Origin of the sequence: Micromonospora sp. NPDC049903, from assembly GCF_044460945.1 — a bacterium.
Classification (GTDB): Bacteria; Actinomycetota; Actinomycetes; order Mycobacteriales; family Micromonosporaceae; genus Micromonospora.
In genome coordinates, this window is the sequence record NZ_JBITKL010000022.1 from 1 (window position 1) to 21,754 (window position 21,754).

Here is a 21,754-nt window from a genome sequence, read left to right on the forward strand (position 1 = left end):
GCGGCCCCCCCGCGCGGCGCGCGGCTGGTCGGGGTGTGAGGTGGGTGCGCCCTGGGGGGGGGGGGGGGGGGGCCGGCCGGGGCGCGCCGGCCCCCCCCCCCCCCCCCCCCCCCACGGCTGTGCGTTCCCGATCGGCACGAACTCAGCCCGCCTGGTCGGAGGCGGCCAGTTGCCGCACCACCTCGTCGACGCCGGCCGAGCCACTGAGCAGTTGCTGGGACAGTCGGCCCATCAGATCCAGGGTCTTGGAGGAGAGCGCCACATGCAGGGCCGGCTTGCCGTCCGCGGTCTCGGCCACGATGCCGGCCACCGCCGGGCCGCCCTGCGACACGTCGATCGTGGTGTCGGCGGCGATCGCACCCGCGTCGGCGTAGAAGGCCTTGAGCGCCTCGGTGGAGGTGAGCGAGCGGACCAGGTCGGCGGCGACCTTCGGGTCCTTGGTCCACTTCGCCACCCCGTAGCCGATCCCACCGTCGAAGGGCAGGCTCGGGGTGGTGCCCTCGGTGACCACCGGGGCGTTCATCACGCCGAGCTTCTCCGGCGTCAGGAACTCGTTGAAGTCCTTCCAGTGCCCGACGTCCGACATCAGCCCGATGACGTGGGCGGCCTTGCCGGACTGGAAGAGGGCGAACCCGTCGTTGAACATCGCGGTCGAGTTCGCGCCGTCGGTGTTCAGCCCGGCGTCGCCGGCCTCCTGCCAGAGCTGGAAGACCCGCTTGACGTGGGGCGAGTTCCAGTCGCGCTTGCCGGCGACCCAGTCGTCGTACTCCTGCGCGGTGAGCGTGGCGGAGCCCAGTGCGGAGAGCCAGAACTGGATGCCCGCGCCCTCCTTGTTGCCGAGCGCGAAGCACTTGGCACCGGCCTTGGCGATGGCGGCGCAGTCGCTGAGGAACTCGGTCCAGGTCGTCGCCGGGGCGGCGGGGTCGAGCCCGGCCTTCTCGTACACCGCCTTGTTGTAGTAGATGGGGTGACCCTGCAACGTCACCGGGCCGGCGTAGGTGCGGCCCTCCTCGGTGAAGGCGTCCCAGCCGGCCAGGCGATCCCGGTCCTCGGCGAGATACTCGTCCAGCGGCACCAGCGCGTCGACCCGGTCACGGATCTGACCGCCGCCGTTGAAGAGCATGACGTCCGGGCCCTTGCCGGCCTGGATCGCCGCGCCCAGCAGGGTGTAGTACTGGTCGAACGGCTGCGCGACGAACTCGACCGTGACGTCCGGGTGCTTCGTGGCGAAATCCGCCTTGGCCTTGTCGAGGTACGCGGCGGCGGACGGCTCACCGGACTTCCAGTCCCACACCACCAGCTTGCCCTCCGCGCCACCGGCGGACCCACCCGATCCGGTGGCGCTTCCACAGCCGGCCATCGCTACCAGTCCCACAACGAGGACGGCGGACCAGAGTGCGCGTTTCATCGTTGTTCACCTCTGAACGGGAATGGCCGACGGCTCCACCGCAGGCCAACAATGTGCGAAAACGTAACTCGTATGACGTGTGACGTCAACGGTCGGACGTACACTGACCACCGGACGTCGTGCCACGGCAAGCAAATCGGAGGGGACATGACGCCATCGCAGGAGACGACCGTGGATGCCACGGCCGCCCCGGCCTGGACCCGCCGGCCACAGAACCTGGCGCGTGCCGTCACCGCCGAGCTGGTGCAGCGGATCGTGCGCGGGATACACCCGTCCGGGTCTCCCCTGCCCCCCGAGCCCGTGCTCTGCGAGACCTTCTCGGTGAGCCGGACCGTGGTCCGGGAAGCGGTGAAGGTCCTCCAGGAGAAGGGCCTGGTGCAGGTACGCCAGGGCGCCGGCACCACGGTCACCGAGCCCTCGAACTGGGACATGCTCGACGAGCTCGTCCTCGCCGCCACCATCGCCGAGGACGACAGCCTCGCCATCCTGGACGACCTGGTGGTCACCAGACGGCTGCTCGAATCGGACATGGCGCACGTCGCCGCCCGGCAGGCCGACGCCGAGACCGTCGAGCGCCTGCGGGTGCTGGTCGACCGGATGGACGAACTCGTCGACGACACTGCCGCCTACCACGAGCACGACCGGGCCTTCCACGACACGGTGATGCAGGCGTCCGGCAACCGGATCGCCCGAGGGGTGGTCCGCTCCCTGGAGAGCCAGGTCGCCAACACCGCGCGGTACATGGGCCGCACCCAGCGTTCGCTCTGCGTGGCGTCCAACCGGGGGCACCGCCGCATCTACGAGCGGATCGCCGCCCGCGACCCGGCCGGTGCCGCCGAGGCGATGTTCACCCACATCACCGAGGCGTGGCTGGTCCGCCGCAAGGGCTCCGGCAAGCCGACCCGACTGCAACGCTGACACCGCCTCTCCACTCGCCGCCGGCAGCCGTCACCGGTCGTCGACCGGTGACGGCTGCCGTGGTGATCCCGCTGTCCTGTCGAGGTCAGGAGAACTGCGCGAAGAACCGCCAGATCTCACCCTTGGTCCAGGTCGTGATGCCGCTCTCGCCGTACGTCCCGTCGACCGGGCCGGGCATGTGCCCGTTGTCGAAGGCCGCCCACTGCACCGGGTAACCCGACCGGCAGCCGGAGTACACGGTGGTGATGTGGGTGCGGCTGCCGCCACCGGGCTCGGGCGGGTTCTGCGCCGCGCACCCGTTGTTGCGGACGAACGTGTCGCGCAGCGCGCGCCCCTGACCGATGTTGAGCACGTTGTCCGAGATGCCGTGCAACCCGAAGTAGGCGATCGGCTGCGTGCCGCCGGAGCAGCCGCTGATCTGGGCACCGGCGATCACCGCGACGGCCCGGAACACGTCGGCCCGCGCGCAGGCCAGGGCGTAGCTCATGCCGCCGCCCCAACTGAAGCCGGTGGCGAAGCGCTGCCTCGGGTTGACGCAGAGGTCGGCCTCGATCCGCCGGATCATGTCGTCCACGAACGTGACGTCCTCGCCACCGGCGTTGCCCCAGCCGTTGCCGAGCCCCTGCGGCGCGACCAGGATCGCGCTGTTGTTGGACTGCTCCTGCTGGCCGTAGTACGACCAGGCGGTCCCGCTGGTGCCGCCGTTGGAGATCTCCTGCATGGTGCCGCCACGCCAGTGGAAGGCGAAGATCAGCCGGTACGGGTTGTTCGGCTGGTAGTTGGCGGGTACGCGCAGGATGAACGACCGGCTCTTGCCGCCGCTCTGGATCGTGTGGGTGCCGCTGGACAGGGTCGGCGTACGGCCGCATCCGCTGCCGCCCGGCGGCGGGGTGGGGTTGCTCCCGTCGACGCGGACGAGCTGCCACTGCTGGTTGCCGCCGTTCCAGTCGGCGTACTGGACGATGTTCGCCCCGTCGGCGGTCGACGCGCCCTGGACCTCGACGACCTTGCCGCTGTGCCGGCTGACCAGCCGGACGTGGCCGCCGTCCGAGTCGGCCAACCGGAACTGCTGGTTGGCCCCGTTGTTGTCCGACCAGGCGACGATCGGGGCACCGTCGGCGGTGGACAGGTTCTGCACGTCGAGGACCTTGCCGGAGTGCCGGGACTTGAGCCGATAGAAGCCACCGCCGGAGTCGACGAACTGCCACTGCTGGTTCGCGCCGTTGTTCCGCGTCCACTGACTGATCCGCGCACCGTCGTTGGTGGCCGAGGCATACAGGTCCAGCGCCTTGCCGCTGGTCCGGTTCACCAACACGTACCAGGCGGCGGTATCGACCGTCGCGGCGGACGCGGGCGTGGCGCTGACCGCCACGACCGTGCCGGCCGCCATGACCACGGCGAGCGCGGCGGCCAGTCCGGATCGTCGACCGCGTCTCGGCGGGGAGGCGGGACGGGCCTCGCCGATGACTGTCATGGTCCACTCCTTCGGTCGGGGTCGCCTGCGGGCGGGACCGCCCGCGCGCGCCCGGCTGGGGGTGCCGGCGTCGGGTGGTGGCGTCAGCACGTCGGTGTGTCGTGGGGATGCCCGGACGGCGGCGCCCGATCCGGCGACACGAGCCCACGAGGGAGCGGTCCACCAGGTCGGGGCGTGGTGTCGACGCCGGATGACCGGACCGCTCGCTCATCGAAATCTAACGATGCAGACGTCATACGTCAAACGACAGATGTAGGGCTGGCTCGGAAAGTGGCTGCACTGCGCCTCGCCGGGGACCACAATGGCGCGGTGCGGATCACGGAGATCGACCCCGACGGGGACGAGACACTGGCCCGAACGCTGCTGTCGATCCAGCACGCGGCGTACGCGGTGGAGGCGTCCCTCATCGGCGACGACCGCATCCCACCCCTGCACGAGACGCTCGACGCGCTGCGCGCCGCGCCGCTGCGCTGGCTCGGCGCCCACCACGACGGACGGCTGGTCGGCGCGGTGGCCTGGTCTGAGAACCCCACCGAGCTGGACATCGACCGACTCGTGGTGGACCCGACAGCCCACCGTCGCGGCACCGGCACCGCCCTGGTGCGGACGCTCCTCGCCTCGGCCGGCGACCGGCGCGCGGTGGTCGCCACGGGCGCGGCGAACCTCCCGGCCCGCCGGCTCTACGATCGCCTCGACTTCCGCCTGATCGGTGAGCGCGAGGTCATCCCCGGCCTCCGGATCGCCGAGTACGTCCGCGAACCGGCGACCTGACCCGTGGGGCTCGGTGCGAACCGTTGCCCGGGACGCTCCTGCGCCGGGGACGCCTGGGTGGGTGTCGGGCGCCATGGACATGTCATGTTGGCGCTCGGTATGCGGTATCGCCGAGATCATGGACAGTTTCCGTTAGCGCGAAACGGAAACTGTCCATGATCTCGCGTCGGCCACGAGTCGTGCGTCCGAGCGAGGTCGCCGAGCCCCTGCCGTCCTGAGGCACTCGCGGAGGCCCGCGAAACTGCCGGGCAGGATGGAGATCCGCCACACGTGGGCACCGGTTCTCTGTGCGAGAAACTGCGGCTGGAGAACTAAGCCAGCGGTTTTCGGGCGAGCAGGAGAGCCGTTGTCTCGGTAATGAACGCCCAGGACGCTGACACCTCGGCGGGAAGTCGGCCATCCTGTTCACGCATCCGTGCGGGAACGTACCAAGCGGCGTTGACAATGATCTCCCGGGCTTCGTCGCTGAGCCGGAGCGGTTCAGACCAGTCCGAGGCTGATGGCGAGTTGGGTGATCGTCGTCGACGCGTCCTGGTCGCGGGCGACGTGGGCGACCATCTCTCGTACCGCCGGTCGGTGCCGGACCTCGGCGGACGCGGTGGCGTCGGCCTGGATCAGCACTCGGGCGGCGTTGGTGGCGTCGTCGGTGTCCAGGTAGGCGCGAGCGGCGTCGACGAGGTGCGCGGCGCGATGCTCGACGGGTAGCCACCGCCACTCGTCGCGCCCGATCGCCTTCTCGTGCCGCGCGACGGCGTCCGAAGTGTCGCCGAGTGCGATGGCGGCGGTGACCCGGGCCAGTTCGACGGCGGTCGGGCCGAACGCCGTGCGGTGGTGGTCGTGTCCCTCGCCGACCCGGGCGGCCATCTCGGCGGCTTCGTCCAGCAGGTCAGCGGTGGCGCGGTCGTTGCCGCAGGTCGCGGCGATGAGGGCGGCCTGCACGAGCAGACTGCCGCAGAGCGACACCTCCGGTGGTTCGCCGGTGTCGGGGTCGGGTGGGGCGATCTGGTAGGCGGCGGCCAGCATCACCGAGCGCGCCCGCGCCGACGTCCGGAGCACCTGCCCGAGCTGCACCGACGCGCACGCCAACAACAGCCGGTCGCCGGTGGCGGCGGACATGGCCCGGTCGGCGGCCAACCAGGCAAGCTGATGCTCGTCCAGCTTGACCAACAACGCCGTGGTGACCCGGTACGCCTCCACCACCAACGTCCGGCCCGCCTCCGGGTCCTGGGCGTACGCCCGGTGCACGGTGGTCAACAGCCCGGCAGCAGGTCGATCAGGTGCGGATATCGGGCGTGCTGGTAGGTGGTCCACGCATGCGCGACCTCCCGCGCCACCCGCTCCGGCGGCATCACCTCGCCGCGCGCGGACGGTCGACCGAGAGCCATCTCGTACGTCGACATCGCCGCGCTGATCCGCGCGACACCCTCATGACGCTCGACCGCATCGGCGGGCTCGACGTCCCGGCCGAGCAGGGTCGCCGCGTCCACCCGCAGCACGGTGGCGATGTCGCGGATGACCGACAGGCGCTCCAACGACCGCACACCACGTTCGACCTTGTCCACCCAACTCTTCGACTTACCCAGGCGGTCGGCGAACGTCTGCTGCGACAGGTTCCGCCGCGCCCGCAGGTAGGCGACCCGCCGCCCGATCGGTACCGGGTCACCGGGCACGACGCCACCGCCGATCCGGCACCGCCCGGGTGGTCTCCTCGACCGGTATCCGCTCCGCCTCGGCCTGCGCCAGGATGCGTTGCTTCGCGGCCTCCCGCTCCGCCGCTTCCGCCTGCTCGCCACGGCTGTGCCCTCGCTCGTGTTCCACGCCGCCCACGTACGACCCCTCATCGGACAGGGCGCGGCGGTGTGGATACTCGGGAAGATGTGGCCACCGCCGCGCCGGTTCAGGGGCGCGACCGCAGCACATCGAAGAAGGACGAACATGCGGACCGCGCTGTAATCGGGACGCTACGGAAAGCACACGTGCTAGCTGGAACGCTTACGCACCACCACTACGCGGCGAGGCTCATCCGCTCGCACAACCCCCGCAACTCCGGCGACGTCGCACCCTTACGCAGCAACGACCGTGCCGTCTCCCGCGCCGACACCGACGATCGGGCGTGTTGCGATCCGACCCGTTCGGCAGCGAGCAGCATCCGCACCGCATCTCGGTCCCGGCCGACCGCCTCGGCGGCACGGCCCATGTCGAGCCAGAAATACACCTGCCGCACCGCTGGCAGGCCCGCCAGCTCCACGCCCGATGCCGTCTGCAACGCCGCCTCCGGACGACCCGTGTCGAGCAGGAACGCCATCAGCCACAGCGCCACGTTCCGTGGCCCCCAGGCGAGATCCCAACTGTCGGTCTCCCCGGTGTGCGCCGCGATCCGTCCCGCCTCGGCAAGGTGCTCCTCCGCACCCGCCTGATCCCGAAGCCCAGCGAGGTGATGCGCCCGTGCCAGATGCAGAAACCCCAACACGTCCAACGCCCCATCCGCCCCGCTGCCCGCCAAGTCGGCAGCCGCGACGTCACACAGCGCCCGCGCCGGACCGTACGCCCCCGAGTAGGCCGACACCCGCGCCCGATTCGCCGCCGCGACCCCGGCCGCCACCGGGTCATCGAGCAACTCGGCCGCCTCGGCACACCGCTCCGCCGCCAGCCACGCATGCGCCGGGTAGCTGACGTTCAGCAACGACCCCATCGCCACGCCGTACACCGGCACCATTTCCGCCAACGCCACCCGCCGATCGGTGAGGCCGTGCATCGCCGGCACCAGATCGACAAGCCGCCGCAACGCGCCCGCGTAATCACACCGCCCGTACAGACCACGTACGAGCGCCGCCTCACGGCGGACCTGATCGACTGTCGCCACCGCATCGGAACGCTTGGACATCGGCGTGTCCATCATGATCCGCCACACCCGCTCCGCGTCGATGCGCGCCGCGTCGAGCTGCCGATCAGCCGGTGTGTACGCCTGCCCGGTCAGGTCCACTACCGAGCATTCAAGAACCGCCGCCAGATCCACCACCATGTACCTGTCGGTGCGCTGCTGGCCACGCTCGATCCGCGACCACGAGGTGTGGGAGATCCCCGCCCGACTGGCCGCGTGGCGCACACTCCAACCACGCAACTCCCGACGAGCACGAATACGATCACCAATCGAGGGATCAACAGGTATCGGCCGACGAGCCATCAGCGGCACTCCCAGTCATACGAGAACTCCTGCCGACCATCCCCGGCAGGCTGCCACTCCGGACGGTACACCGCTACGCGCGTACGGCACCCACACATGCTTGATCATCAAGCAAGCCGTCAGAGGTTGAGCGGACCTTCGAGCATCCGCTGCCAGCGGGAACGCTACTCAATCTCCTACTCGCACCGCGCCTAAGGCTCTCAATGCAGGTCGACGTTCGACGGCGTGTTGTGCCCCTGTTCCCGAGTGTCCGATAGGGCCTGAGGTCTGCGGCTAGCCCGGTTGCGTCTCGTGCCCGCTCACGGCCGTCGTCACTGACCCGTGGATGGCTCGGGTCGATCCTGTCATCGGGCACGACGCCCGCCCGTGTGAAGTATCCACAGGTAATCGAGCCATCTGCATCGTTCACAGCTCCGTGTAAGATCGCTGCTCGGGCCAGCAGCGAGGGGAACCAAGTGGGCACGATCGGCAGTTACACCGACGATTTTCACGTCAGCACCGAGCGCTTCGACCACCGCCCAGGGGAGGTACGCCTGGAACTCTGGAGGCGCACTAGCACCGGTCACTACTCATCGCATGCCCAGCAGTGGATCGAGTGCCCGGAAGATGACCCCAGCGGGGGCGCAAAGATCGAACAGGCAGGCTTGGAGATGATCAATTCGGCCCGAGGCAGGTAAGCCGAACGACGCCGGTTCGGTCGCAATCACGCCCGATCTGAATCAAAAGGTTCGGCCGTTCGGGGCGTACCGGCGTGCTGGACAACAGAATTAGGCAGCAGCACTGGCACAGGCCGGTCACCGCAGTAACTCGTACGACTGCTCCCGTCGGCTTCGCAGCGCGAGGGAAGGTAGAAGTCTACATATGGAGCCCGCTCCAGAGACGCCGGCCCTCGGAGGGCGTCAGCTACCCGGAGTCCATGTTGCTCCGCCACTCCTTAGGGCTGCGGAAGAGTCTGTGCCGAAGTTGCGGCTTACAGATATCCGGAAATCGATTGCTCTTGCTATCGGCACAGCTGTCGTCAGCGTTACTGTCCTTCTTTTCGCGACACTCTGGTATGCCGGTTTTCCGACCATCCAGCACGACGACGCAATTCGACCAGCTACGCTCTTCGATTTGATCAAGCTGGTATTCGCGATAGTTGCAGGCATTGGTGGGGTCGCCGCCCTTGTCGTCGCATATCGCCGCCAACGGATCACCGAACATGCTAGTCAGATCTCTGAGTTCGCCCATCTCTTGGCACAGGCGGCCGACGCTCGCGCTGAAGTGTCGAAGATGCTAGCCCAAGCGGCCGACGAGCGAGCGAAGGTTGAAACAGACCGAAATGGTGTCCGCCTATTTCACGAAAGGTTTGCGAAAGCTTCGGAGCAACTAGGATCCGACAAGGCAGCAATCCGACTGGCTGGTGTATACGCGATGGCAGGGCTCGCTGACGACTGGAGGGAAGGACGCCAGACATGCGTTGATGTACTCTGCGCATACATGCGTATGCCCTACTCACCAACGGCGGTGGAGGCCGACGAGGCCCAGAAGCTCGCGAGCTATGAGGAACGCGAAGTTCGGAATACGGTTCTCCGATTGGTCGTCCTGCATCTGCGTCATGATGCCAAGAGCGAAGCAAGCTGGCAGGGACTCAGGATGGACTTCACCGGTGCCACCTTCGACGGAGGCGACTTCTCGAACGTCCTATTCACAAGCCCTACGGAGGTGATTTTCGATCGCGCCAAATTTGTTAGCGGAAGGATCAGATTCTCTAACTGCACCTTTGCGACTGACGTTTCATTTAGAGGCGCTGTCTTCAGCGGCGCATCCCTCGACTTCCTTGGTTCGAAGTTCAACTCCGGCGTCGTGAGCTTCCGCTATGCGAAATTCCACGAGGGCAGCTTCCAGTTCGGCGACCGGGGAGGGCAGCTTCAAGAACACGGATACGTCGACAGCGAGCCGACGCTTGAAGGTGGGGAGCTTGACTTTAGCTACACTCGGGTCCAGAAAGCATCCTTCTATTTTGGTGAGCCCTGGGGACCGCATTTCACGGTGATGAGCGGCTCGGTGAAGTTCGACTCTGCGGAGCTGCGGGGCGGAACGCTCTGGTGGTTTGGTGCACTTACCGGCGGAGATGTTTCCTTCGACTACACCAGATTTCTAGGGACCACCGTTGATCTTACTGGTGTAGAATTCGAAGGTGGTCGACTATTCGTCTCGCCCGGCCACTACCGCGAGCAAGAGACCGAGGTATTACCGCAGTTCACCAATTTTGACAAGATCCCGCCAGGACTGGTCATCCCAGCCTATTGGGATATAAATGAGGTGGTTTCGCCGCCCACAGAAGATGAATAACGCTGATTGAATTCCCCCAAGTCTCTGCGATATCTTCAAAGACAGCAAACGTCCGACGACCCAAACCACGCTGTTTCTCTCGAAAGCCGCAGCAGCAACCAGAAACGGTCTTGCTCGTCGGCACCTCCTGGCGACTCGGCTGTCTCACCCCTGGCCTTCGTCGGCTCCGGTGACTCACGGACGGGACGCTCTGCTCGCCAACACCGCCGCCGCCCACACCGGGAACGCAGCCGCATCAGCCGGTAGGAACGCGCCCACCAAATGCGGTCGAGGGTGGCGGCATCAACCGCACGACATCCAGGAAACCCGCGGCACCGATCTGCCCCACATCACCAAGCGCAGCCCCACCACCACGATCACCGCGGACCGGGTCAGCGGCTGCCCGCCCGCCGTCGAGTACCGCCACCGGGGGCATCGACAACTTCCGGCGCTGGATCGCCAGCAGCGACGCACTTCGTAACCACACTCTGCAGCGCCGTCAGGTCACCCTCGGTCGCCGGCTGCCACGGCTGTTGTCACAGTGCACCTCACCGACACGCCACGCCACGCCACACACCCTTCTTCCTCTAGCAAATGAAAACCGTTACCATTGCCATCGCCTGTTGCCGAGTGGGGAGGCGCCGATGGCGCACGTGTTGTTGGTGGAGAGCTGGGTCGGGGCGATGAGCCACCTCCTGCCGCGAGCGGTGTTGGAGGCCGGACACCGGTTCTCGTTCCTGACCCGGGACCTGCACCACTACCTGCGTGGTGCGCCGCCCGGCGGCACACATCCGCTGCTGGCCGCGCAGAACGTGCTGACCGTCGACACCAACGACGTCCCCGCGTTGTTGGAGCAGGCCGGACGGCTGCACGCGGCGCTGCGCTTCGACGGGGTGCTCACCTCGTGCGACTACTACCTGGACACGGTCGCCCAGGTGGCCGCGCACCTCGGGCTGCCCGGTGCGGACCCGGCGGCGGTGCGGCGGGCGTACCGCAAGGATCTGGCCCGCACGGCGATGGCCCGCGCCGGTGTGCCGCAGCCCCGGTTCGCGCTCGCCGACGGCTGGGCGGCCACCGCGCAGGCCGCGCGCGAGCTGGGGTATCCGCTGGTGCTGAAGCCGGTGGACCTCTGCGCCGGCATGTACGTGCGGCAGGTGGAGGACCCGACCGAGCTGCGCGCCGCGTTCGACGCCCTCGCCGCGTTCCCGGTGAACGCCCGGCGGCAGCCGAGGGTGCCGGTGGTGCTGCTGGAGGAGCTGCTGACCGGGCCGGAGGTGAGCGTGGAGACGGTCACCGTCGACGGGTTGACCACGGTCGTCGGGATCACCGACAAGAGTCTCGGCGGTGCCTCCGGGTTCGTCGAGACCGGCCACATGTTCCCGGCGGTGCTGGACCCGGCGACCCGTGAGCGGATCGGCGAGGTGGCGGTGGCCGCCCTGGAGGCGGTCGGGTTGGACCGCGCGGTCGGGCACACCGAGCTGCGGCTGACGCCGACCGGGCCGCGCGTGGTGGAGGTCAACCCCCGGCCCGCCGGCAACCAGATCACCGAGCTGGTGCGCCGGGTCACCGGCGTGGACCTGCCGATGGTGTACGCGCAGCTCGCGCTCGGCGAACACCCGGACCTCAGCCCGGCCGACACCGGCGTACGCAGTGCCGCGATCGCGTTCGTGCTGCCGCCGCGACCCGGTGTCGTGGCGCGGATCGACGGCACCGGGGCCTGGTCGACGGATCCTCGGGTGGTCGACTGGTCGGTGAAGCCGGACGGTCACCGGGCCGGGGACGCCAGCAGCAACAACGACTACCTGGGTCACGTGATGGTGGTCGACACCGCCGGTGCCGGTGCGCGGACGGTCGCCGACCGGCTGGCCGGGCAGGCCCGGGTCGGGTACCTCGACGAGAGCGTTCCGGCCGGTGCCGACGCCCGGGTGGGGGTCGGGGCGTGACCGCCACCTCGCCGGCCCGACCGGCGTACCGGTCGATGTCGGCGCTGGTGGAGGCGGTGCGCGCGGGACGGATCGGGGCCGACCCGGCGCGGGCCACGGTCAGCGTCGGGTTCGTCACCCGGCAGGGCGTGCGGCACGCTTCGCGGGCGCACGGCTACCGCAACCACGTGCTGAGTCTGCGGGTCGACGCGGCGGTCGGGTCCTGCGCCATCGAGCCGGGCGAGCTGCCCGACGAGACCGCGTACGACTGCGTCGGCGCGTCCGTGGCGGACCTGCTCACCCATCCGCTGCTGCCGGTGCGGGTGGCCGCGCTGGACGCGTACCTGATGACGGTGCGCCCGCACGCCGAGGCGGCGGACGCGACGGTCAGCGTGCCCGGCGGCGGGTCGCTGACCAAGTCGCGGGCGCGCGCCGAGGCGGTGGTGGACCTGCTGCCCGCGAGCAGCCGCACGGTGCTGGTCGTCGGGGTGGTCAACTCGCTGTTGGAGCGGCTGCGGGCGACCGGCCGTCGGTATCTGCCGTGCGACCTGGCCGGGGGCCGCACCGAGTGGGACGAGCCCCACCTGCCCGACGCGACGGCGGTGCTGGACCGCTGCGACGCGATCCTGGCCTCCGGTATGACCCTCGGCAACGACACGTTCGCGCCGCTGCTGGCGCACGCCGCCGCCGAGCGCAAGCCCTTCGTGGCGTTCGCGCAGACCGGCAGCGCGGTGCTGCCGTGGTTCCTGGGCGCGGGACTGACCGCCGTGTCGGCCGAGCCGTATCCGTTCTTCTGGCTCGACGGCGGGCCGACGACCCTCTACCGCTACGGGGTGTCCGGATGAGCGCGCCGCAACTGTTGAACCTGGTCGGACACACCCCGCTGGTCTACGTCGACGCGCCGCTGCCGCACCCGCACGGCGGCTTCTGGGCGAAGGTCGAGTGTGCCGCGCCGGGGGGCATGAAGGCCCGCGCGGCGGTCACCATGCTGGCCGGGGCGCGGCGTCGGGGCGAGTTGCGCGACGGCGCGCCGGTGGTGGAGTCGACGAGCGGCACGTTGGGGATCGGCCTGGCGTTCGCCGGGCACGCCTTCGGGCACCCGGTGGTGCTGGTGGTCGACCGGGAGTTGGAGCCGTCGATGCGGGCGCTGCTGCGCGCGTACGGGGCCCGGCTGGAGGTGGTCGACCGGCCGCATCCGACCGGCGGGTGGCAGCAGGCCCGCCGGGACCGGTTGACCGAGCTGCTCGCGGCGCTGCCGGGGGCGTACTGGCCGGATCAATACCACAACCCCGACAACGTGGCCGGGTACGCGAGCCTCGGTGACGAGATCGCCGCCCATGTCGACGCGGTGGACGTGCTGGTGTGCAGTGTGGGCACCGGTGGGCACAGCGCCGGGCTGGCGCGGGCGTTGCGGCGGTCCTGGCCCCACCTGCGGCTGATCGGCGTGGACACGGTCGGGTCGAGGATCTTCGGTCAACCGGCCCGTCCCCGGTTGATGCGCGGCCTGGGCAGCAGCATCCATCCGGACAACGTGGACTATCCAGCCTTCGACGAGGTGCACTGGGTCGGTCCGGCGGAGGCGGTGGACACCTGCCGGCGGTTGGCGCGTACCGGCTTCATCACCGGTGGGTGGAGCACCGGTGCGGTGGCCCGGGTCGCCGCCTGGGCGTCGCGGACCCGGCCGGACGCGCGGGTGGTGACGGTCTTCCCGGACGGCCCGCACCGCTATCTCGACAGCATCTTCGACGACGGCTGGTGCGCCCGGCACGGGCTGCTCGGCTCGGGACACGGACACCCGGTGGAGATCCCGCACCCCGGCGCGGTGGAGGTCACCCGCTGGAGCCGGTGCCGGACGGTGACCGATCCGGTGCCCGACCGGGGGCGGGTGCCGGCATGAGGCTGACCTGGCAGGCGTACCCGCTGGTGTTGCGGGAGCCGCTGCGGATCTCGCGGTCGGTGATGGCCCGTCGGGAGGCGGTGCGGCTGACCGTGACGCACGACGGTGTCACCGGGCACGGCGAGGTCGTCACCAGCCACTACCTCGGGCTCGACCGAGCGGCGATCGAGGCGTGCTGCGCCGGGTGGGCGGAGCGGGTGGCCGGCTGCCCGGACCCGGAGACGCTCCGGGGCGAGCTGGGCGGGTACACCGGGCCGCCGGGGGTGCGCGGGGCGCTCGACGCGGCCGTGCACGACCTGCTCGGGCACGCCCGGGGCGTACCGGTGCACCGGCTGGTGGGGACGCCGACGCCGACGCCGGTGGCCACCGCGTACACCATCGGGCTGGTGCCGGTGCCGGAGGCGGCGGCGACCGCCCGACGCCTGGTCGACGCCGGGTTCTCGGTGCTGAAGGTGAAGGCCGGCGACGCGGACGACCTGGCCCGGGTGGCGGCGGTCCGGGCCGTCGCGCCGCACGCCCGGCTGCTGCTCGACCCCAACGGCGGCTGGTCCGCCGAGCAGGCGGTGCGTCAGCTCGACGCGCTCGCGCCGCACCGGCTGGACGCGGTGGAACAGCCCATCCCGCCCGGCCGCCCCGACCTGCTGGCCTGGGTGGGTGCCCGCAGCGGCACGCCCGTCGTCGCCGACGAGGACGCCGCCGGTCCGGCCGATCTGGACCGGCTGGCGGGCGCGGTCGCCGGGGTGAACGTGAAGCTGGCCCGGTGCGGCGGCATCACCGCTGCCGGGGACATGATCGAGGCGGCCCGGCAGCGGGACCTGGACGTGATGCTGGGCTGCCTGGTCGCCAGTTCGCTCGGCATCGCCCCGGCGGTGCACCTGGCCGGTCTGGCCCGCTGGGTGGACCTGGACGGCCATCTGCTGCTCGCCGACGACCCGTGGACCGGGATCGGCGGCCGCGACGGTGTGCTGCGCCTGTCCGGGGCGGCCGGGCTCGGCGTGGCACCGGCGGCGGAGGCACCCCGATGAGGGCCACCTGGGCGTCGTGGCGCGGCTTCCCGGTGCCGATCCGGCTGCTGGTGGTCAACCAGCTCGGCGTCAACGTCGGCTTCTACATGCTGCTGCCCTTCCTGGCCGGCTATCTCACCGACCAGATCGGGCTCTCGGCCGCCCTGGTCGGCCTCGTCCTCGGGGTCCGCAACCTGAGCCAACAGGGACTGTTCCTGCTCGGCGGCTCGGCGGCGGACCGGCTCGGCGCACGCGGGGTGATCATCGCCGGGTGCGGGCTGCGGGCGGTCGGCTTCGCGGTGTTCGCGGTCGGCGGGTCGCTGGCGGCGCTGCTGGTCGCCTCGGTGCTGACCGGTCTGGCCGGTGCCCTGTTCAACCCGGCCGTCCGCGCCTATCTGGCCCAGGCCGCCCCGGACCGGCGGGCCGAGGCGTTCGCCCTGTTCAACGTGTTCGCCAGCGCGGGGGCGTTGATCGGGCCACTGGTCGGCAGCGCGCTGCTGCTGGTGGACTTCCGGGCGGCGGCGACCGGGGCCGCGCTGGTGTTCGCCGCGTTGACCGTGGCGCAGGCGCTGGTGCTGCCGGCCCAGCCGGTGACGGCCAGCGGGCAGAGCGTCGGCCGGGACTGGCGGGAGTCGCTGACCGACGGCCGGTTCCTGGCGTTCACGGTGGCGCTGAGCGCACTGTTCGCGTTGCAGACCCAGCTCTATCTGGTGCTGCCGGTGCAGGCGGAGGCGGTCACCGGCACGCCGCTGGCGGTCGCCGCACTCTTCGTCGTCTCCACCGTGGTCACCGTGGCGGGGCAGGTCCGCATCACCGCACGGCTGCGTCGCCGCGTCGAGCGGGGCACCGCGATCGCCGCCGGGATGGCGGTGACCGGCGCCGGTTTCCTGGTGCCGCTGCTGCCGCTGGGCGGTCCCCCGGCGGTCCGCGTCCTGCCGGTGCTCGTCACCACGCTGGCGCTGGCGGTGGGGGTGATGGTGGCGCAGCCGTTCGTGCTGGAACTGCTGCCCGGATTCGCCCGCACCGGGCTCACCGGCACCTACTTCGGCGTCTTCTATCTCGCCTCGGGCGTGGTGGCGGCGCTCGCCACCACCGCCGTCGGCGGGCTCATGCAGACCGGATCGGGCGGCACGGCCGAGCGGGTACCGGCCGGGGCGTGGCTGCTCTGCGCCGCCCTCGGGCTGGCCTCGGCCGCGGCGGTGCGGGTGCTGCACCGCCGGAACCTGCTCGGCCCCCGACCGGCCGCCGACCCCACACCGGACACCGTCCCGGACGACGCGCGGATGCCCGCCGTCACCCCTCGCCGCCACGGCGCGGCCTGAACACCGCAACACCTTCGAGAGGAAACCCATGTCGATCCACCTGTCCCGCCGTACGCTGCTCGGCGGCGGGGCCGCCCTGGCCACCGCCCTGCTCACCGGCTGCGGCGGCGACTCCACCGGCGGCCCCGGTGCCGGTGACACCCCGAAACGGGGCGGCCGGTTGCGGGTCGCGTTCGCCGGTGGCGGTGCCACCGAGACGCTCGACCCGCACCTGGCGAACCTGTTCAACGAGGCGTCGCGAGCCAAGGCCATCTTCGACAAGCTGGCCGACTACGGCCCCGACGTGTCGATCCAGCCCCGGCTGGCGCTGAGCTGGGAACCCAACGCGGACCTGACCCGCTGGCGGGTGGCGTTGCGCGAGGCCACCTTCCACGACGGCCGACCGGTACGCGCCGCCGACGTGCTGGCCAGCTACGCCCGCATCGTCGACCCGGACCGCGCGTTCCGGGCAAGGGCCAGCCTCGCCCTGATCGACCTGCGGGCCAGCCGGGCGGTGGACGACCGCACCGTGGAGTTCGCCCTGAACCGGCCGTTCGCCGAGTTCGGCAACGTCCTGGCCGCGTTCGGGGCGTACATCGTGCCGGAGGGCACCGAGTCGTTCGACCGGCCGATCGGCTCCGGCCCGTTCACCGTCAGCAGCTTCTCCCCCGGCCGCTCGCTGCTGCTGGCCCGCTACCCGGACTACTGGGAGGGTGCCGCGCACCTCGACGAGCTGGAGTACGTGATCGCCAACGAGGAGTCGGCCCGGATCAACGCCCTGCTCGGCGGGCAGGTCGACTACGCGCACGACGTCAGCCCGACCACCGCGCGGACGCACACCGGCAACGACCGCGTCGCGATCACCCGGATGCCGAACAGCAACCTGCTGGGCTTCACGATGAAGGTGGACCGTCCCCCGTTCGACAACCGGGACCTGCGCGAGGCGATGTTCCTGCTCACCGACCGGGAACAGCTCGTCGAGACGGTGCTCTCCGGCACCGGGCAGGTCGGCAACGACCTGTTCGGCAAGGGCTTCCAGTACTACGCCGACGACATCCCGCAGCGCACCCGCGACCTCGACCGGGCGCGTGCGCTGGTGGACCGGGCCGGTGCGCGCGGGCTGCGCATCCCGCTGGACACCGCACCGGTCGCCGCCGGTTTCGTCGAGGCCGCCAGCGTCTTCGCCGACCAGGCCCGTCAGGTCGGGCTCGCCGTCGAGCCGGTGCAGCGCAACAAGGACACCTACTGGCGGGACGTGCTCGACGGCGGGGTGATGGCCACCTTCCGCAGCGGTGCCATGCCGATCGAGACGCACATCTCGCAGCGGCTGCTGACCACCTCCACCACGAACGCCACCCGCTGGATGCGGCCCGAGTTCGACGTGCTCTACGGCACCGCCGTCTCCACCCCCGACGAGGCGGGTCGCCGCCGCGCGTACGGGGACATGCAGCGGATGCTGCACGCCGAGGGCGGGCTGCTGGTGTGGGGGTTCGCCGACTTCCTGGTGGCCACCGCACCGAAGGTGCGCGGGGTCTCCGCCGAGGCGCCCGCGAACACCCTGGACTGGGCCCGCTTCGACAAGGTGTGGCTGGCTTGAGTCTGACCCGCTACACCGTGCAGCGGCTGCTGCTCGGCGTCGGGCAGGTCGCCGGCATCACCACCGTCGTGTTCGTCCTCACCGAGGCGCTGCCCGGGGACGCGGCCGTGGTGATCGCCGGTGACCATCCCGACCCGCAGCGGATCGCGCTGATCCGGGCGCAGCTCGACCTCGACCAACCGGCCTGGCGACGCTTCCTGGACTGGGTGGTCGGGCTGCTGCAGGGCGACCTCGGTGCCTCGCTGATCTCCCAGCGGCCGGTGCTGGACCTGATCGTCGGCGGGGCCGCCGCGACGCTGCTGCTCGCGGTGGCCACGCTGGTACTGCTGGTGCCGCTCGCCGTCGGGCTCGGCATGCTCGCCGCCCGACGCGAGGGGGGCCGGCTCGACCGGACACTCACCACCCTCGCGGTCGGACTGTACGCGGTGCCCGAGTTCGCCCTGGCCATCCTGCTGGTGGCGGTTTTCGGCGTCCGGCTGGGCTGGTTTCCGCCCACCGCCGTCGGCGCCGACCTGCTCGCCCAGCCGGGTGTGCTGGTGCTGCCGCTGCTGGTGCTGTTGGCCCGGCCGATCTGCTCGATCAGTCGGCTGACCCGCGCCGGCATGGTGGACGCCCTGCGTGCGGAGTACGTCCAGCACGCCCGCCGTCTCGGTCTCTCCACCCGGCGGCGGTGGCTGGCGCACGCACTGCCGACCGCCGCCGCGCCGGTCGTGCAGCAGGTCGCCCGCACCACCGACTGGCTGCTCGGCGGCGTCATCGTGGTGGAGGCGGTCTTCGTCATCCCCGGGCTGGGCACCGCCCTGGTCGACGCGGTCGCCGCCCGGGACGTACCCACCATCCAGGGGCTCTGCGTGGTGGTGGCGGCCACCACCGTGGTGGTCAACCTGGTCGCGGACCTGGTGGCGTTCCGGCTCGCGCCGCGTACGGTCAGTGTCCGGTGACGGCCCGACGGCGGATGCCCCGGGCGGTCGTCGGGGTCGTGCTGTTGGCCGTGCCGCTGCTGCTCGCGGTCGCCGGACCTTTGCTGGTCGCCGAGTCCGACGCGCGGACCCGACCGTTCGACGGCGCGGGTCTGCTCGGCACCGACTTCGTCGGCCGGGACGTCGTGGCGCAGGTGCTGCTCGGCGGGTGGTCCGTCGTCGCGGTCGCGGTCGCCGCCACCGCCCTGGCCTATCTGCTGGGCGTGCCGCTCGGCCTGGTCGCCGCCCTCACCCGGCACCGCCGGCTCGACGAGGCGCTGATGCGCCCGCTGGACCTGCTGCTCGCCATCCCGTCGTTGCTGCTGCTCATCCTGCTGGCCGCCACCGCGCCCCGAGGGCCGTTGACGCTGGTGGTGATCGTCGCGATCGTCACCCTGCCGGAGGTCGCACGGATCACCCGCGCCGCCGCGTTGCCGCTGGCCCACGGCACGGTGATGGAGGCGATGCGGCTCTACCGGGAGACCTGGTGGCAGCGGGCGATGGGCTACGTCGCGCGGGGCATCCGTCGGGTCCTGCTCGCCGACGCCGGGGTGCGCTTCATCGGCGCGGTCTATCTCGTCGCGACGGCCAGCTTCCTCGGCATCGGGGTCGCCCCGGACGCCGCCGACTGGGCGGTCATGGTCGACCGCAACCGGGGCGGGATCTTCCTGCAACCGTGGGCGGTCGTCGTGCCCGCCGCGCTGCTCGTCGCGCTCGCCGTCGGCGTCAACCTGGTCACCGACGCGCTGTTGACCGGCCGGGAGCCGGTGGCGGAACCGGACAGCGCGCGTACTCGGGAGGAGGTCCGATGATCCGGGTCGACGGGCTGGGTGCCGTCGCCGACGGACACCGGCTGCTGCGGGACGTGTCGTTCGCGGTGCCGGCCGGTGGGGTGCTCGCCGTCGTCGGTCCGTCCGGCAGCGGCAAGTCCACCCTCGGGCGGGCGCTGCTCGGCGAGGTCGGCCCCGGCGTACGTTTCACCGGCCGGGTCGAGATCGACGGTCGGGTGGTCGATCCCGGGAACCCGGCGCCCGGTGGACTCGTCGGGTACGTCCCGCAGCAGCCCTCGGCCGCGCTCACCCCGGTACGCCGCATCGGTCCCGTGCTGCACGAGATCGCCCGCCGACACAGCCCGGTCTCCGGCCGCCGGGCCCGCCGCGCCGCCGTACGGGAGACGGTCCGGGCGGCACTGACCCGGGTGGGGCTGCCCGCCGACATCCTGCGACGCTACCCGCACCAGCTCTCCGGCGGGCAGCAGCAACGACTGGTCATCGCGCACGCCCTGCTGGCCGGGGCCCGGGTCCTGGTCGCCGACGAGCCGACCACCGGGCAGGACGGCCTCAACCGCCGCGAGGTGGCCGCCGAGCTGCGCCGCCTGGCCGCCACCGGGGTCACCGTCGTCCTGCTCAGCCACGATCTGCACCTGGTCCGCGCGATCGCCGACGACGCGATCGTCCTGCACCGGGGCGTGGTGGTCGCCACCGGTCCGGCGCGCGAGGTCGTCGGGGAACCCGACCGGTCCGCTGCGGCGGCCCGTCCCGCCGCCGGGTCCCCGTCGACCGGCGCGCTGCTGCGGGCCGAGGGACTGACCGCTGCGCACCGGGGTGCCGCCGTCCTGCACGGCGTCGACGTGACGCTGGGCGACGCGCAGTGTCTCGCGCTGATCGGCCGCTCCGGCAGCGGGAAGACCACCCTCGCCCGCTGTCTGGCCGGGCTGCACCGGCCGGACACCGGCACGGTCACCCTCGACGGCCGTCGGCTGGCCGCCTCCCTCGACCGACGGGACCCGGCCGACCTCGCCGCCGTGCAGTACGTCTTCCAGGACCCCCGGGCAAGCTTCCACCCGTACGCGCCGGTGTTGGCGCAGGTGACGCGGCCCGCCGTACGGCTGCGGCGGCAGGGACCCGCCGACGTGCTGCCGGCGGCGCGTGCCCTGCTGGATGAGGTCGGCCTCGCCCGGGGCCTGGTCGACCGCCGCCCGGACCGGCTCTCCGGGGGCGAACTGCAACGCGCCGCCCTGGTCCGGGCCCTGCTGACCCGGCCGCGTCTGCTCGTCTGCGACGAGATCACCTCCGGGCTGGACGGCGTCAACCGGGACCGGATCCTCACCCTGCTGGACGAGCTGCGACAGGCGCACCGCCTGGCGCTACTGGTCATCACGCACGACCCCGAAGTCGTCGTCCGGCTCGCCGACCACGTGGTCGTGCTCGACCACGGTCGGGTCGTCGAGCACGGTCGGACCGCCGACCTGCCCGCCGCTGCCCGGTCGCCGCTGACCCGCGCGCTGCTGGACCCGACGATCGCGCTACCCGCAACCACACCCGACACCGAGGAGATGAGCAGGACATGACCGACGAGACGACCGGACCGTACGACATCCGCACCGCCGGGCCGCAGCACCTCGACGGTGCCCGCAGCGTCATGCTGGACACCTTCTACCAGGTCTTCGGGCACGGCTACCAGCCGCGCTGGCACGCCGACGTCATCGACCTGGCCGACACCTACCTACGGCCGGAGCGACACGCCCTGTTCGTCGCCACCAAGGGCGACGAGGTGGTCGCCACCACCGCCGTACGCGCCGCCGCACCGAACAGCCCGCCGCATCCGCGCTGGCTGGCGGAGCGCTATCCGGCGGCGAGCACGGCGCAACTGTTCCGGGTCTACGTCCGTCCCGAGCACCGGCGCAACGGGCTCGCCCGAGCGCTCGTGCGGCGGGCCGTCGCGTTCGCCGCCGGGCAACCCGACTACCGGGTGGTCTATCTGCACACCGACACCCGGGTGCCCGGCGCGGAGGCGTTCTGGCGCGGGGTGGCCGACCTGGTGCACGACCCGCGCGACGGTGATCCACACGCCTCCCCCACCGTCCACTTCGAGATCCCGCTCCCCGGCCGTGGATCGGCACACGGGGACCAGATCGCCGCCGATTCGGCACGGTCGGGGGCTTCCCCAAGGGCCACCTCCGTTCGATAGCATCGAACACGGGTGTCGGACGGGTTCCGGCCAGCG

Annotated in this window: 19 protein-coding genes; 13 read left to right on the forward strand and 6 right to left on the reverse strand. The window is 71.2% G+C overall.

What is annotated here, in order from left to right; translation table 11 throughout:
* Nucleotides 1-142: 142 nt before the first annotated feature.
* The gene (locus ACIBO1_RS25500) at nt 143-1,408 is read right to left on the reverse strand and encodes an ABC transporter substrate-binding protein (RefSeq protein ID WP_396750748.1); all 1,266 of its coding nucleotides are present in this window, start codon (nt 1,406-1,408) and stop codon (nt 143-145) included.
* Nucleotides 1,409-1,555: 147 nt separating this feature from the next.
* Between ACIBO1_RS25500 and ACIBO1_RS25505 the strand changes: the two genes are divergently transcribed.
* Nucleotides 1,556-2,326 carry a FadR/GntR family transcriptional regulator gene (locus ACIBO1_RS25505; RefSeq protein ID WP_396750750.1) on the forward strand — a complete coding sequence of 257 codons (771 nt, stop codon included), beginning with the start codon at nt 1,556-1,558 and terminating at the stop codon, nt 2,324-2,326.
* Between the two features lie 85 nt (nt 2,327-2,411).
* On the opposite strand, the gene ACIBO1_RS25510 is transcribed toward ACIBO1_RS25505, so the two are convergent.
* The gene (locus ACIBO1_RS25510; protein ID WP_396750752.1) at nt 2,412-3,800 is read right to left on the reverse strand and encodes an RICIN domain-containing protein; all 1,389 of its coding nucleotides are present in this window, start codon (nt 3,798-3,800) and stop codon (nt 2,412-2,414) included.
* A 309-nt stretch (nt 3,801-4,109) separates the two neighbouring features.
* On the opposite strand from ACIBO1_RS25510, the gene ACIBO1_RS25515 reads away from it, so the two are divergent.
* The gene (locus tag ACIBO1_RS25515; RefSeq protein ID WP_396750754.1) at nt 4,110-4,571 is read left to right on the forward strand and encodes a GNAT family N-acetyltransferase; all 462 of its coding nucleotides are present in this window, start codon (nt 4,110-4,112) and stop codon (nt 4,569-4,571) included.
* 480 nt (nt 4,572-5,051) lie between these two features.
* On the opposite strand, the gene ACIBO1_RS25520 is transcribed toward ACIBO1_RS25515, so the two are convergent.
* The 4 genes from ACIBO1_RS25520 to ACIBO1_RS25535 form a co-directional block, all read right to left on the reverse strand.
* Nucleotides 5,052-5,825 carry a hypothetical protein gene (locus tag ACIBO1_RS25520; RefSeq protein ID WP_396750756.1) on the reverse strand — a complete coding sequence of 258 codons (774 nt, stop codon included), beginning with the start codon at nt 5,823-5,825 and terminating at the stop codon, nt 5,052-5,054.
* On the reverse strand, nt 5,822-6,241 hold the full coding sequence (locus ACIBO1_RS25525) for a helix-turn-helix domain-containing protein (RefSeq protein ID WP_396750758.1): 420 nt from the start codon (nt 6,239-6,241) through the stop codon (nt 5,822-5,824). Before ACIBO1_RS25525 ends, ACIBO1_RS25520 begins: the two co-directional genes overlap by 4 nt.
* A complete protein-coding gene (locus tag ACIBO1_RS25530) occupies nt 6,231-6,389 on the reverse strand; it encodes a hypothetical protein (protein ID WP_254876825.1) in 159 nt (52 codons plus the stop codon). The genes ACIBO1_RS25525 and ACIBO1_RS25530 overlap by 11 nt, the downstream gene beginning before the upstream one ends.
* Nucleotides 6,390-6,576: 187 nt before the next feature.
* The gene (locus tag ACIBO1_RS25535; RefSeq protein ID WP_396750931.1) at nt 6,577-7,722 is read right to left on the reverse strand and encodes a helix-turn-helix domain-containing protein; all 1,146 of its coding nucleotides are present in this window, start codon (nt 7,720-7,722) and stop codon (nt 6,577-6,579) included.
* A 987-nt stretch (nt 7,723-8,709) separates the two neighbouring features.
* Between ACIBO1_RS25535 and ACIBO1_RS25540 the strand changes: the two genes are divergently transcribed.
* The 11 genes from ACIBO1_RS25540 (at nt 8,710) to ACIBO1_RS25590 (ending at nt 21,718) form a co-directional block, all read left to right on the forward strand.
* The gene (locus tag ACIBO1_RS25540; protein WP_396750760.1) at nt 8,710-10,089 is read left to right on the forward strand and encodes a pentapeptide repeat-containing protein; all 1,380 of its coding nucleotides are present in this window, start codon (nt 8,710-8,712) and stop codon (nt 10,087-10,089) included.
* Nucleotides 10,090-10,712: 623 nt separating this feature from the next.
* Entirely contained in the window at nt 10,713-12,011 is a 1,299-nt protein-coding gene (locus ACIBO1_RS25545; RefSeq protein WP_396750762.1) for an ATP-grasp domain-containing protein, read from the forward strand.
* Entirely contained in the window at nt 12,008-12,835 is an 828-nt protein-coding gene (locus ACIBO1_RS25550) for a Rossmann-like domain-containing protein (RefSeq protein ID WP_396750764.1), read from the forward strand. Before ACIBO1_RS25545 ends, ACIBO1_RS25550 begins: the two co-directional genes overlap by 4 nt.
* Nucleotides 12,832-13,887, forward strand: a complete 1,056-nt coding sequence (locus tag ACIBO1_RS25555) for a PLP-dependent cysteine synthase family protein (RefSeq protein WP_396750766.1) — start codon at nt 12,832-12,834, stop codon at nt 13,885-13,887. Before ACIBO1_RS25550 ends, ACIBO1_RS25555 begins: the two co-directional genes overlap by 4 nt.
* Nucleotides 13,884-14,912, forward strand: a complete 1,029-nt coding sequence (locus ACIBO1_RS25560; protein WP_396750768.1) for a dipeptide epimerase — start codon at nt 13,884-13,886, stop codon at nt 14,910-14,912. The genes ACIBO1_RS25555 and ACIBO1_RS25560 overlap by 4 nt, the downstream gene beginning before the upstream one ends.
* Nucleotides 14,909-16,213 carry an MFS transporter gene (locus ACIBO1_RS25565; RefSeq protein ID WP_396750770.1) on the forward strand — a complete coding sequence of 435 codons (1,305 nt, stop codon included), beginning with the start codon at nt 14,909-14,911 and terminating at the stop codon, nt 16,211-16,213. The genes ACIBO1_RS25560 and ACIBO1_RS25565 overlap by 4 nt, the downstream gene beginning before the upstream one ends.
* Nucleotides 16,214-16,241: 28 nt before the next feature.
* Nucleotides 16,242-17,789, forward strand: a complete 1,548-nt coding sequence (locus tag ACIBO1_RS25570; RefSeq protein ID WP_396750772.1) for an ABC transporter substrate-binding protein — start codon at nt 16,242-16,244, stop codon at nt 17,787-17,789.
* Entirely contained in the window at nt 17,786-18,730 is a 945-nt protein-coding gene (locus ACIBO1_RS25575) for an ABC transporter permease (protein ID WP_396750774.1), read from the forward strand. The genes ACIBO1_RS25570 and ACIBO1_RS25575 overlap by 4 nt, the downstream gene beginning before the upstream one ends.
* Complete coding sequence (locus ACIBO1_RS25580; protein WP_396750777.1) at nt 18,727-19,560, forward strand: ABC transporter permease subunit; 834 nt, start codon at nt 18,727-18,729, stop codon at nt 19,558-19,560. The genes ACIBO1_RS25575 and ACIBO1_RS25580 overlap by 4 nt, the downstream gene beginning before the upstream one ends.
* Complete coding sequence (locus tag ACIBO1_RS25585; RefSeq protein WP_396750779.1) at nt 19,557-21,098, forward strand: ABC transporter ATP-binding protein; 1,542 nt, start codon at nt 19,557-19,559, stop codon at nt 21,096-21,098. The genes ACIBO1_RS25580 and ACIBO1_RS25585 overlap by 4 nt, the downstream gene beginning before the upstream one ends.
* Nucleotides 21,095-21,718: a GNAT family N-acetyltransferase gene (locus ACIBO1_RS25590; protein ID WP_396750781.1), complete on the forward strand. Its 624-nt coding sequence runs from the start codon at nt 21,095-21,097 to the stop codon at nt 21,716-21,718. Before ACIBO1_RS25585 ends, ACIBO1_RS25590 begins: the two co-directional genes overlap by 4 nt.
* The last annotated feature ends 36 nt before the right edge of the window (nt 21,719-21,754 follow it).

Bases quoted from the DNA above. Each gene is read 5' to 3' on its own strand.
- ACIBO1_RS25565 (WP_396750770.1), top strand. From the start codon at position 14,909: ATGAGGGCCACCTGGGCGTCGTGGCGCGGCTTCCCGGTGCCGATCCGG.
- ACIBO1_RS25590 (WP_396750781.1), top strand. From the start codon at position 21,095: ATGACCGACGAGACGACCGGACCGTACGACATCCGCACCGCCGGGCCG.
- ACIBO1_RS25560 (WP_396750768.1), top strand. From the start codon at position 13,884: ATGAGGCTGACCTGGCAGGCGTACCCGCTGGTGTTGCGGGAGCCGCTG.
- ACIBO1_RS25555 (WP_396750766.1), top strand. From the start codon at position 12,832: ATGAGCGCGCCGCAACTGTTGAACCTGGTCGGACACACCCCGCTGGTC.
- ACIBO1_RS25505 (WP_396750750.1), top strand. From the start codon at position 1,556: ATGACGCCATCGCAGGAGACGACCGTGGATGCCACGGCCGCCCCGGCC.
- ACIBO1_RS25585 (WP_396750779.1), top strand. From the start codon at position 19,557: ATGATCCGGGTCGACGGGCTGGGTGCCGTCGCCGACGGACACCGGCTG.
- ACIBO1_RS25545 (WP_396750762.1), top strand. From the start codon at position 10,713: ATGGCGCACGTGTTGTTGGTGGAGAGCTGGGTCGGGGCGATGAGCCAC.
- ACIBO1_RS25500 (WP_396750748.1), bottom strand. From the start codon at position 1,408: ATGAAACGCGCACTCTGGTCCGCCGTCCTCGTTGTGGGACTGGTAGCG.
- ACIBO1_RS25570 (WP_396750772.1), top strand. From the start codon at position 16,242: ATGTCGATCCACCTGTCCCGCCGTACGCTGCTCGGCGGCGGGGCCGCC.
- ACIBO1_RS25510 (WP_396750752.1), bottom strand. From the start codon at position 3,800: ATGACAGTCATCGGCGAGGCCCGTCCCGCCTCCCCGCCGAGACGCGGT.